Here is a 13530-nt window from a genome sequence, read left to right as displayed (position 1 = left end):
TTCGGCTTTTATAGTTCTAAAAGTTTAGGACGCTTTTTATACGTATCCCATAGTAATTCTCCAAACAGAGTATTTGCCCACGCAAACCAGTGTCTTGTAAAGTTTTTAGGATCATCCTTATGGAAGGACTCATGCATAAATCCTGTATCACCATGTGTAGCTTTCAGTATTTTTATGCACTCTTTTATTTCATTTCCATCTGTACTTGTAAGAGCTCTCATAGTAATTGCCATAGGCCATATCATATCCATGCCTACGTGAGGCCCCCCAATACCTTCGGCTGCAGTACCTTTAAAGAAGAAAGGATTATCTGTGGAAAGAACAAAGTTTCTTGTGTTTTGATAAATCGGGTCATTTACATCAACAGCGTCAAGGTAAGGTAAACCCAGTAAACTTGGCACATTGGCATCGTCCATCAATAAACTATTTCCAAATCCGTCTACTTCAAATGCATAAATTTTTCCATATTTAGGATGATTTACAATTGCATGCTCTTTTAATGCCTTATCCACTTCTGCTCCTAGTGCTTCAAGCTCTTTTGCCGTAGCATTGTCTTTTTTAATTTCTCTCATCATTTCTGCTGCCTGTTTCATACTAACAACAAGAAAGAAATTTGAAGGTATTAGAAAAGAGAACACTGTAGCATCATCACTTGGCCTAAAGGCAGAGCACACTAGTCCAACCGGTTTAACAGGATAACCATATCCCTTAAGTGCCCTTGTATCTGTAGCAAACTGTGTAGTACGTTGGAATGAGTATGGATTTTTTCCGTCCTTTTCCTGTTGGTCCCTAAAAACTTTAAGTGTTGTTTTTATTGCATTTACCCAATTTTCATCAAACGGAGATGTATCTCCAGTAGTTTTCCAGTAATTATAAGCAAGGCGTATAGGGTAACATAAAGAATCTATTTCATATTTTCTTTCATGTACACCCGGTTTCATGTCAGTATGATCACTTGTCCACTCCCCTCTTTTGTTGGGGTCTCTATAAAATGCATTCGCATATGGATCTTTCAAAATATATTCTGTTTGCCTGTTAATAACTCCGGCAATAAGGTTTTTAAGCTTAGTATCTTTTCCTGCAAAGGCCATATATGGCCATACCTGAGCAGAACTGTCTCTTAACCACATAGCATCTATATCACCTGTAATTACATATGTATCAGGTCGTCCGTTTTTTTGTGCATAGGTTACTGTTGTATCCAGTGTATTTGGAAAACAGTTATTAAATAGCCAGGCAAGCTCTTTGTCTTTTACGTTTTTTTGAAACTCTGTTATAGTTTTTTCTATTACTTCACTTTCAAAATTTCTTTTGTCTTTAGCTACTCTTACTATCGGAAAATTATTTCCGCTGTTAATCCCTGCAATAATTTCCATAGGATCAATTAAAGTCAAACCGCCGAAAAGTGCAGTATTCTGAATAAATTTTCTTCTTTGCATTCTTGTAATTTTTATATAAGGCTATGCCTGATTAATCGTTTGTTAATGAGTATGGTAAATCTTTTTTATTAATTCCGCGTTTCTTGTTTGGAGTATCATCCATTTCAAAATCAAGAATGACCCCTTTTATGAGTTCTGTATGGCTAAGCCAGTTTTTAGTATATTCTTTTCCGTTAAGTCTTAATGATTTTATATACCTGTTTGCAGCACTGTTTTTTGGAGCATTTATTATTATCTGCTTATTGTTTTCCAGATTAATGGTAATTTTTTTGAAAAGCGGTGCTCCAAGCACATATTGGTCTGTAGCTGGTGTTACAGGATAAAAACCCATAGCTGAAAATACATACCAGGCTGATGTTTGCCCATTATCCTCATCACCACAATAACCGTCAGGATTAGGGGTATATAGCCTGTTCATGGTTTCCCTTACCCAGTATTGAGCTTTCCATGGCTCACTACCATGATTATAAAGATATATCATATGTTGTATTGGCTGGTTTCCGTGAGCATACTGACCCATGTTTGCCACCTGCATTTCACGCATTTCATGAATAAATCCTCCGTTAAAACTGTTATTAAATACCGGAGGCATTGCAAAAATACTGTCCAGTTGCTTTACAAAAGTCTCTTTACTTCCCATAAGGTCTATGAGTCCCTGAATATCATGAAATACAGACCAGCTATAATGCCAACTGTTTCCTTCTGTAAAACCTTCTCCCCAACGAATAGGATCAAAAGGTTTCATAAACTCTCCGTTTTGCATTTTTCCACGCATAAGATTATGCGACGGATCAAACAGGTTTTTATAATTCTGACTTCTTTTTCTATATAAGGCAATTTCCTTTTTAGGTCTTTTTAATGCTTTAGCTAATTGATAGATAGCAAAATCGTCATAAGCATATTCTAAAGTTCTAGCGGCACTTTCATTTACCACATCATAAGGAACATAACCTAATTGTATATATTGCTCTGCACCGGCACGCCCTACTGCCTTTAAAGGTCCTGCATTATTAGCCCCATGTATTACCGCTTCATAAAGCGTATTAATATCATATTTATTTTCAGAACCTATTTTAAGATACGCATCGGCAACTACTGAGGCAGAGTTGTTACCTACCATGATATCCCTTAATCCGGGACTCGCCCATTCCGGCAACCAGCCACTTTCTTTATAAGCATTTGCTAAACCAGCCTGAATTTCTGAATTCTGTTCAGGAAAGACTAGATTAAGAAAAGGAAATAAAGAACGAAACGTATCCCAAAAACCGGTATCTGTGTACATATACCCGGGCAAAACATTTCCGTTATAAGGACTATAATGTATTACATTTCCGTTAGCATCATACTCATAGAATTTACGAGGGAAAAGCATGGAACGGTATAAACAGGAATAAAAAGTAGTAGTTTGGGCTGCAGTTCCACCCTCCGGTACTATCCTACCCAAATTTTCATTCCAAACAACCTTCCCTTTTTGTTTCAGCTCGTCGAAAGAATCATCTCCTATTTCTTTAAGGTTTAGCTCTGCCTGTTCAAAACTGATGAATGATGATGCCACTTTAGCATTAACCTGTTCTCCCTGTTTTGTTTTAAAACCAATTATAGCCCCGGTATGATTAGCTTTAAGCTCAATTTCTTTTACCAAAGCATCTCCGTTAAAAGCTGAAGAAGTTGTAAAGCTCTTATCAAAAATAATTACAAAGTAGTTTTTAAAATTTTGAGGTACTCCTCCACTATTCTTTGTGGTATAACCAATAATTTTATTTTCCTCAGGTATTATTTTTATATAAGATCCGTTATCAAATGCATCTATCACAATATAGGCTTCATCTGTTTTAGGAAAAGTAAACCTAAAACGTGCAGCCCTTTCTGTAGGAGTTATTTCGGTTGTTACATTATGATCTGCAAGGTAAACACTATAATAATATGGTGTTACCGTTTCTGCTTTATGAGAAAACCAACTTTGCCTTTCATCCTCTTTAAATCTCATTTTTCCTGTTATTGGCATAATAGAAAACTGTCCGTAATCATTCATCCACGGAGAAGGCTGATGGGTTTGTTTAAAGCCTTTAATTTTTGTTGCGTTATAGGTGTACGCCCAGCCATCTCCCATACCACCTGTTTGGGGAGTCCAAAAATTCATACCCCAAGGCATGGCTATAGCCGGATATACATTTCCGTTTGAAACATGATAATCAGAGTCTGTACCCATTAACGGACTCACCCATTCTACGGATGTTCTACTATCGCTAACAGGTACAGTCTGACCACTACTAGTAACAGATGCGGCTACTATTACTAACCCTAACAAAATATTTTGTACGCTTAATCTTTTCAAATTATCAATTAATTTATTGAATTGATTACTTCCTGATTTGCTGCTCTTACTTCTGAAAAATTCATTTTATCAACCTTTCTGTCATAAGTCATAAAACCATTAACCTCTCCTTCAACGTCTGTTGTTTGGGTATATACGGCTCCCGAAAATCCTGATTTTGCAAGCTTTTTTAACAAATCTGTATATTCAATGTATTTAGCGGTAGTCTCGTTTTTATTTTTAAATTGTGTATACCCCCAGTTCTTATCTGTTTGCCATAAATGTCCTTGAACAGGAAGGCCTATACCCCCATACTCTCCTAATACAGTTACCCTTCTTGCATCATACAACAATAAATTAGGTTGCGGATAATGATGTATATCCAGAATATCTCCTGTTTGAAAATGATTACCTCCGCTAGCTGAATTTACCAACCTACTTGGATCATATTTTTTTGTCCACTCTGTAATTTCTACAGTTTTAAACTGTCCCCAAGCTTCATTAAACGGAACCCATACTACAATACTTGGATAAGAGTATAAGTTATCCATAATCTCTTTCCATTCTTTTTTGTAGTATTCTTCAGATTGCGCAGTTCTCTTCAGTTCCGTACCTTCAAAATAATTATGCATTTGCCATATAGGTCCGTCATCTCCGCTTGGCATATCCTGCCAAACTAAAATTCCTAACCTGTCGCAGTGTGTATACCATCTTTGCGGCTCAACTTTAACGTGTTTACGAATCATATTAAACCCTAGCTCTTTAGTTCTTACTATGTCATACTTTAAAGCCTCATCTGTTGGTGCTGTATATAAACCATCTGGCCACCAACCCTGATCTAAAGGGCCAAACTGAAAACAATCCTTATTATTAAGCTGCATTCTTACTATACCGTTATCATCTCGCTTAGATGAAATTTTACGCATAGCAAAATAGCTCTTTACTTCATCCTGTACTTTACCCCCGCTTATAAGCTTAACTTTAGTATCATAAAGAAACGGGGAATCCGGAGACCATAGTTTTGGATTGTTTAAAATTATATCAACTGATTGTCCCACAACACTTTTTGAGGAAGCAACAATGGTACTTCCGTCATATACAGTCACTTCAATGATATCCCCCTTATCCGCACCTTCAACTTCACTTAAAATAGTTATGGTGTTAGTATCAATATCAGGAGTTGATTTTAGGTTTTCAATATGCTTTTTACTTACAGGCTCTAACCATACGGTTTGCCATATACCTGTTACTGGTGTATACCAAATTCCTTCCGGATTTTTAACCTGCTTTCCTCTGGGTTGTGGTCCGTCGTTTGACGGATCCCAAACTTTAACTTTTAATTTATTTGATTTCCCGTTTAAAAATGGTGTAATATTAAAGGAAAAAGGACTAAAGCCTCCTTTATGAATACCTACTTTAATATCGTTAATCCATACTTCGGCTTTCCAGTCCACTGCTCCAAAGTGTAATAAGATATCTTTACTTTTCCAGTTACTATCTACAGAAAATGTTGTTTCATACCAAAGTTCGTTTGCCGAACCAACCTCTTTCATAACACCTGACAGACTTGATTCTACAGCAAAAGGAACAAGTATTTTTCCGTCATATTTTGAAGGAGCTGTTTTTCCTACCGGTTGAATTGCATAATCCCAAAGCCCGTTAAGATTTTTCCATTTCTCACGTTCCATTATAGGGCGCGGGTATTCCGGTAGTGCTTTATTTGGGTCTACCTGCTCTGCCCATGTGGTTTTTATTTTATTTCCCTGCGGTTGCCATTGTTGTGCATTAACAACATGGGTAGCAACAAGGGTAATTATTGCAATAATATATTTTTTCATTATTATTTTACTTTCGCATTAATAACTTTTGCAATCGCTTTTTCAACTATAGGTTCCATTATGGCATAACCTTCTCTATTAGGATGTACACCATCTTCACCAAGTTCTTTTTTTAATCCAAGTTCGCTATTTACCATAACTGAATAATAATCTACATAAGGAATATTATTATTTATAGCATAACTTTTAAGCATTGCGTTAAGTATAACTACTTTAGGCCCCGGATTTTTTCCCGGACTCCACGGAAAATCAGAAGCCGGAAGTACTGAACACAGTATTACTTTTATACCATTAGCCTTTGCCAACTCTGCCATAGAAAAGATATTACCTGCTGTTTGTTCTAAAGATATTGGCCCTGTATTTTCGGCAATATCATTGATACCTGCCAAAATCACTACAGCTTTCGGTTGTAAGTCAATTACATCCTGCCTAAACCTTAAAAGCATTTGTGGCGTGGTTTGCCCGCTTATCCCTCTATTTATATATGATTTATCTTCAAAAAATGAAGGGTTTGTTCTTAGCCATCCTTCAGTAATGGAATTACCCATAAATACCACCCTCTTTTCCATCGCCTCAGGTTTTCCCAATCTTATATTTTCTTTTTCATATTTTTTTAAGTTAGCCCAGTCCTGTGCATTTGTATTCTGAAATCCAAACACAGTAAAAAGAGCCATCAGGAAAATTACTTTTTTCATGTATTTTTTTATATGCGTATATTTTTTAGCTGGTTTAATAAAAAAGATTAACCGCCGTTAGAATAAACTCTGCCGGCGGTTATATATTTAATCTAATAATTGTTCTTCATGAAGTTTTGCTGCTGCTTCAATAAGCATAACACCACTTAATTGGGTTGTTAAATCAGTAGTTCCTGTTGGCGTGTTTTTCCAGTTTGGTCCACACATCATTGAAGGCCTTAATAAGCCATCATTATAAAATGTAGTTGCATTAAATCTCAAGAAATTTACATAACTGCTACGATTAGTAGAGTTTAAAGAAGATACTTCTATAAGTTCTGTAAAATATCTCACTAAAATACCTTTAAATAATCCGCCATCTCCCTGACCTTCGTCCCTAAGAATACCTTCTGATGTTAGCTGAGGGCTGGTTATTAATGTATTTGCAGATTTAACCGCCTCAGTCAAATAAGACTGATCACCCGTTGCATTATACAACCATACTCCTGCACCAATATATGTACCCATATTATATGTAAACACCCAATCAGAGTTTACAACCGGAGTACCTTGAGCACCATCAGATGAAATGTTGTCCCATACAATGCCATTGGATGGGTTTACTAGCGTATTCTTTTGCCAATCATAAATTTTTTGAGCCCAAATAAGGTCATCAGGATTCTGGTCTATTTCATATAATCGCATTGCTAATATAGCTGCCGGAGCATTAGAAACGGCATTTTTTTGATAAGGTGTATCCTGCTTCCATGTAATACCGCCATCAAAAACATCATCACTCCAACTCTGTTTTATTATTCCCCATAATTCCAGAGCTACATCTTTGTAATCCTCATCATTAGTAGCATTATAAGCACGAACACAAGCATTTCCTAACCATATCATATCGTCGTTAAACACATTGTTGTATGTACCGCCATTCTTGATTTTTATGCCATCAAGCAGAGCCTTCATTTTAGGTACGTAATTCTCATCACCAGTACGTAAATAACCATCTGTCAATACATCAAGTACATGGGCATTTGGCCAGTAGTGAAATGTTGAATTACCGGCATTATTTTGCACAAAAGTTCCGTTTGAACCTAAGAAAGTATTATACGTAGCAGCCTGTAATGAATCGGCAGTCTTAGCCCAGGTATATTCAAATTCCTGTCCTCCTCCAGTAGAAGGATCGTTTAACGGAATAGGGTCATCATCACATGAGGTAACTAAAGCACCCAAACCCAAAACGAATACTGCCGCATATTTTTGTATCGAAAATAAACTTTTCATATTAAATGTTTTTCATCCTTCTCTGCTATACAGCTAAGGATATTTTTATTATTAAAGTACTGTAAAGCTATGTGTATATGCCGGTATTGTTGCGCCAAAATCTATTTTAGCATTAACATTACTCATATCTACAGGTGTAGCAAACTTGAAACAGTTATTCCAAAAATCATCGGTTACCGGAATCATATACCAGTAAGATTCTGAAGAATTCACATCCGGCCTGCTGTTATCTGCATTAACACTACCAAACCACTCTTCAGCAGTCTCTCCATCAGTAACTACAGTGAATTTAAATTTATAACGCTCATCTCTTCCCCATGATTCCTGCTTAAACTCAATGTATTCATTTAAAGCTTCCCATGTTCCGTGGCCAGCATAATTATATTCAAACAAATATTCACCTAATGGAGGGAACCATAATTCAATTTTTTGTATTTCAGTAATTTCTGTAGATCCATCACTAAAGTCAACTCTAATTCTGTAAACTTTAGTTTCGTCGCTGTAAGTAGTAAATCCGTCCTGTTTTAAATCGCCATCATTAATATAAAATACTTCAGGTGTTCCGTTTGTACGTGTAACAAAACTGTATTCACCTGCCTGTAATTGAGTGTAAATCTCAAATGTTGAAACTCCTGTTTTTTTGAAAGGAATTGCGTTTTCAACCACATCACCTTCTTCAGAGGCTGAACCTGTAATAAACAACTGATCTGGAGGTGAAAAACCACCCGGACGTAAAACTTCAATAGTACGGTAAACAGAAGCCATCATAAAGTTTATTCCTTTAGATGAACGAACTGTCCATTTCAACTTCCCTGTAGTTTCAGGCTCAATACCTGCTAAACCAGCAATAGTATTAAGCTTTGTAAAAGAAAGATTTAGTGTTTTTTGAAATCCGTTTCCATCGGAAGGGATAACGTAAACCGGGTTAGAAAAATCGCCGTTCTCTTTATCAAAAACAACATCATAAAGTACAACACCATTATCTTCAGCATAAGCTCCCTGCCACTCAAATAAGGCAGAACTTTGTGTACTTAAATCATAGAATTTATTGTCTTCAGGCAAGTATAATGCCTCAACAGCCGAAACATTAGTGTGACTTACGGTATCATCATCCGAGCATCCTGTAGCCATAACAGCTAAAAAAAGGAATAATAATTTTGTATATAAATTTTTCATATTGATTGTTTTTAAGTTTTAATTTTTTACCAACCAGGGTTTTGAGTTAAATTACTGTTTATCAATCTCTCATCACGAGGTATAGGCCATAAATAGTGCTTACCGGGATCAAAAGTTCTAAGGTTTGCTCTTATATACCCATTATCCTGAGACTCTATTCCATATTGAGCACCATGAGACCATCCGTTAAGTACATCTTCAGCTATTTTCCACCTTCTGATATCAAAAATCCTTAAACCTTCCATAGCAAATTCTGAACGTCTTTCATTTCTTATCACATCTCTTAATTGAGCCTGATTTAAAGAAATATCAAAATTTAATGCCAATGCATCTGTAAATCCGGCTCTTTGTCTTAGTGCCCCAATAGTACTATCCCAAACACCGCTATCCATCTGACCCAGTTCATTTTTAGCTTCCGCATACATTAAAAGTATATCTGCATAACGAATAAGCATAAGATTAAGACCGGATTGCAAAGAAGATAAATGTTGTGGATCAAAATATTTACGTGTATAATATCCGGTAGGACTTGCTGATGATCCAGGGACATACTCATCTGTGGCTTCTCCCGGAGAAGTTCCTGGTTTTATATAAATTGTACTTGATGTCCCATCTTCATTTTCCCAATCATATAAATGGTATACTACAGTGGCTGTTAATCTTGGATCTCTGTTTACATAAGGATTTTGCTCATCATAACCTGAATCCTGATCATTAATCTTATACCCGTTTAGCATAAGGTAACTATCAACCAATTCCTGTGTAGGAGCCAAAGCATTAAGCCTTGCTCCAACAGATAAAGGAGCCATATCAAAAAACTCTCCCCACATTCTGTCCTGAGGAACATACTGGATACTTAAAATATCTTCACTATTGTATTCGTTTTGAGGAAGAAAAATACCACTATACGAGTTAAACAGACCGTAATCGCCATATTGCCCATTCATTAACTGTTCGGTCGCTTCAATAACTTCATCCCATCTTTCTTCATATAAAAGTACTCTTGCTTTTAGCGCAAGTGCTGCCCCCGAGGTTACTCTACCCCTATCCTGAGAAGCATATTGTGAATTTGTAGGTAGTATCTCTATTACATCATTAAGTTCGCTTAATACAAACTCAATAACCTGAGAATGTGAAGTACGTGCAATTGAAGTAGCCTCTTCCAGTGACGGGTCGTGATCCAGTAATGGGACATCCCCAAACCATGTAGTTAACTGAAAGTGTTGAAAAGCCCTTAAAAAACGAGCTTCTGCCTTAAATCTTTCAATTGTTTCTGCATTACCAGTTGGTATCCTGTCTATATTCTGTAGTAATATATTACAGGTTTTTATTCCGGCATATCTGTTGTTCCATTCATCTTTAAACCTTGCTAATGAAGGGTCGTATATACCGGCAGCTATAGAAGCAACACCTGCCACATCTCCCCTACCATTATAAGCATTGTCAGACAAACCTTCGTTGTAAAAGAAATAGTTACTGTTCTGCATCTGAGAATAAGCAGTATTTAATACTGTCGATGCATTCTCAATACTTGTCCAGTAGTTTGAATCGGTAAACTGATTTTCCGGCGCAAGATCTAACGGCTCACAGCCTACTACAATTAAGACTGTAAGAGGAACAAGAAAAAGTTTATTTAAAATTCTGTTTTTCATTTTCATTTTTTTATAGAGTTATATCCAAACCTAAACCAACATAAATCAATGTAGGATAAGCCCTTCCACTATTAGCTCCCGATGCTGTCATATTACCGTTAAACTCTGAAAGTTCAGGGTCTACAAATTTAACTTTAGATAAAGTAAGAAGGTTTTGGCCTGAAGCATACATACGGAATTTTTCAACACCTATTTGTTTAGCGGCACTATGAGGAAGTGAGTAACCAATCTGAACATTTTTAAGCCTTAAATATGCTCCGTCATAAAGATACATGTCAGATCCTCTTCTAAAGTTGTTGGTATTAGACTGTGTACCGTTATTTGCTAAACGAGGATATTTTGCATCCGGGTTTTGTGGTGTCCAGTAGTCCAATTGATGTGTATACATCGTCATACCATAGTTATAATGAAATGGTTCTACCAGCTCACCTCTTATCATCATTGTTCTTTTACCAACACCCTGAACAAATATTCCTAAGTCAAAATTTTTGTAACCTAAATTATAAGTAACACCATAAGTATATCTCGGGAATGGATTACCAAAAATGAACTTATCATTATCATCAATTTTTCCATCCTTATTAAGATCTACATATCTGTTATCACCAGGTTGTACGCTTACACCAACAGGAACTGCTGCACCTTCAATTTCTTCCCAGCTTTGGAAATAACCATCCCTCATATATCCTACGTAAGAGTTATAAGGAAGTCCTTCACGTAAAATAACCTGCATTTCTTCAAGGTTAGTTAATCTTTCCTGCCCGTTAAAATCTAATACCTTATTTTTAGAATCTCCAACATTTACCGTAAGATTATGAGTGAAAATTTCTCCTGAATGCCTATAATTAACACTTACTTCCCATCCTCTGTTACCAACTTTACCGGCATTAAAATCAGGCAAACTGGTTCCGTAAACACCTGGTACCTGAGGTGCTACAAGTATATCTCTGGTAACTTTATCAAAATAATCAAAAGTTAAATTAAGAGCTCCTTTAAAAAAATCGGCATCAAATCCAAGGTTAAAAGTAGATGCTCTTTCCCATTGTATATCAGGATTAGCAAAGTTATACCCCGTACCACTTACACCGGTATTATTAAAACCGTAAGCATTTTGAAATGTAAAGTATGTAGTTTGATATTGATAGTTACCTACATTTTGGTTCCCCAAAACACCATAAGAAGATCTTATTTTTAGGTTACCTACATTAGAACGATAACTTTCCATAAAGCCCTCACGAGCAATATTGTATCCAACAGTTACAGAAGGAAAAAATCCCCAACGTATTTCATCCCTAAATTTAGATGAACCATCATATCTAAAACTGAATTCGGTAAAATATTTATTCTCAAAATCATAAGAAACACGTCCAAATAATGAGTTAAGACTGTTTTTTGATGAACTCTGATTTGAATTATATGAATTTTCACTAATAACAGTTTCACTTGTAGGAGTTCCTAAATCAGGATCTGTATGAAGCTTATAAATACCCGTTCCTCTATCAGAATGATTTTCATTAGAAACACCAACTAATAAACCTACATAATGTTTATCTGCAAACGTATTTGTATATTCTGCCATAAACTGAGTGTTAAGATCTAAACTCTTACGGCTTTCATCATTTGTATTTCTGTCTGCTCCATAAATACCTCCTGGCTCAAAATTAACTGTCTGAACCCTGCTGTACATTGTATTGGACCATGATCTACCACCAAAAACACCTTTTAACTTAAGGTTATCTGTCAATTTAAATTCAGCGTTGATTGTTCCAAAAATATCATCATTATCATATCTTCTGAATCCGCCTTCTTCTAAAATACCCAATGGGTTAAACTGTTGAAGAATATCATTAGTAAGATAATTACCGTTTTCATCTTTTTGAGTATAATATAAAGGCACCCTAAAAGCATCTACCATTAATGTACTGGTATTTGAAGAATGATCTGTTATTTTTTGTTTAGCATAAGCTATTGAGGATGTAAGTTTAAATCTGTTATACTCATTTACAAGATTAATCCTGTAGTTATAACGCTCCATACCTTTAGAAGGCCCTACGAAATTACTCCTCTGATCCAGATAACCTGCAGAAACAAGATAGCTTGAATTTTCATTACCTCCTGATACCGAGAAATTATGATTTTGCTGTAATGCCGGTTGAACTATTTCTTCGGCAAACCACTCTGTATCACCGTTTGCCTTCATAGCTGCAATTTGTTCTGCAGTAAAAACAGCACTCGACTCTCCTGAGTTATATGCAGCTTCATTTCTTAACATGGCATTTTCATACCCGTGAACAGGTTTCGTGAAGTAATGAGGAGAATTAAAACCAATAAGAGTATTATACTGTACTGTCATTTTTGAATTCTTTTTCCCTTTGCGTGTAGTTATAAGGATTACCCCATTACTGGCTCTTGAGCCGTAAATTGCAGCACTACCGGCATCTTTAAGAACTGATACGCTCTCTATATCTGCAGGATTTAAAGCATTTATGTCACCACCTACAATACCATCTATTACAACTAACGGACTGTTATTACCAAGTGTACCAATACCCCTAATATTTATATTAAGCGGTGCACCTGGTTCAGAATTGGTTTGCTGTATAGTTAAACTTGGTGATTTACCCTGAAGTGCCTGAGTTGTATTTACAACAGCTCTACCGTTAAATGCTTCGTTATTTACCTGATCAACAGCTCCAATAACCTTACCTTTCTTCTGAGTACCATACCCTATTACCACAACCTCTTCAAGATGTGTAGCAGCATCCTGCATAACAATTGCAATATTTGGGCCTTCGCTGGCCTTCTTCTCAATCGTTTGCATTCCTATATAAGAAAAAACAATTACAGATTCTGATGAAGAAACTTCAATTGAATAGTTTCCGTCTAAATCTGTTTGTATGGCATTAGCAGTTCCCTTTTCTAAAACCGTAACGCCAGGTAACGTAGTGCCCGTAGCATCACTTACCGTACCTGATACTCTAACCTGGCTTTGGGCAAAAGCCGAAGAAAAAAATAATAGCAGTAGTGATAAAGTAAGTAAAGTGCTTTTTAAATTACACCCCTCCCTTATTTTTAGCAAATCTCTGCTTTGCCGAAAATTTTTAAAAGTAGTTTTGATTTTCATTAAGTTGATTGTTAACTAGAAAT

Annotated in this window: 8 protein-coding genes; all 8 read right to left on the bottom strand. The window is 36.1% G+C overall.

Annotated features, from left to right (window positions below; genetic code table 11):
• Positions 1-8: 8 nt before the first annotated feature.
• A complete protein-coding gene (locus V3Z67_RS13785; protein WP_330443858.1) occupies positions 9-1439 on the bottom strand; it encodes a glycoside hydrolase family 125 protein in 1431 nt (476 codons plus the stop codon).
• Between the two features lie 31 nt (positions 1440-1470).
• Positions 1471-3774 (bottom strand): GH92 family glycosyl hydrolase, encoded by a 2304-nt coding sequence (locus V3Z67_RS13780; RefSeq protein ID WP_330443857.1) that lies wholly within the window; start codon positions 3772-3774, stop codon positions 1471-1473.
• Positions 3775-3782: 8 nt separating this feature from the next.
• Complete coding sequence (locus tag V3Z67_RS13775; RefSeq protein WP_330443856.1) at positions 3783-5591, bottom strand: glycoside hydrolase family 2 protein; 1809 nt, start codon at positions 5589-5591, stop codon at positions 3783-3785.
• Positions 5592-5593: 2 nt separating this feature from the next.
• On the bottom strand, positions 5594-6286 hold the full coding sequence (locus tag V3Z67_RS13770; RefSeq protein ID WP_330443855.1) for an SGNH/GDSL hydrolase family protein: 693 nt from the start codon (positions 6284-6286) through the stop codon (positions 5594-5596).
• An 87-nt stretch (positions 6287-6373) separates the two neighbouring features.
• Positions 6374-7555 (bottom strand): glycoside hydrolase family 76 protein, encoded by a 1182-nt coding sequence (locus V3Z67_RS13765; RefSeq protein ID WP_330443854.1) that lies wholly within the window; start codon positions 7553-7555, stop codon positions 6374-6376.
• 51 nt (positions 7556-7606) lie between these two features.
• Positions 7607-8731, bottom strand: coding sequence for a SusE domain-containing protein (locus V3Z67_RS13760; RefSeq protein WP_330443853.1), 1125 nt, complete (start codon positions 8729-8731; stop codon positions 7607-7609).
• A gap of 26 nt (positions 8732-8757) precedes the next feature.
• Positions 8758-10383, bottom strand: a complete 1626-nt coding sequence (locus V3Z67_RS13755; protein WP_330443852.1) for a RagB/SusD family nutrient uptake outer membrane protein — start codon at positions 10381-10383, stop codon at positions 8758-8760.
• A gap of 10 nt (positions 10384-10393) precedes the next feature.
• The gene (locus tag V3Z67_RS13750; RefSeq protein ID WP_330443851.1) at positions 10394-13507 is read right to left on the bottom strand and encodes a SusC/RagA family TonB-linked outer membrane protein; all 3114 of its coding nucleotides are present in this window, start codon (positions 13505-13507) and stop codon (positions 10394-10396) included.
• Positions 13508-13530 lie beyond the last annotated feature (23 nt).

This window comes from Flavobacterium sp. C4GT6 (assembly GCF_036347315.1).
Classification (GTDB): Bacteria; Bacteroidota; Bacteroidia; order Flavobacteriales; family Flavobacteriaceae; genus Flavobacterium.
This window is presented reverse-complemented; position numbering and strand designations above follow the sequence as displayed.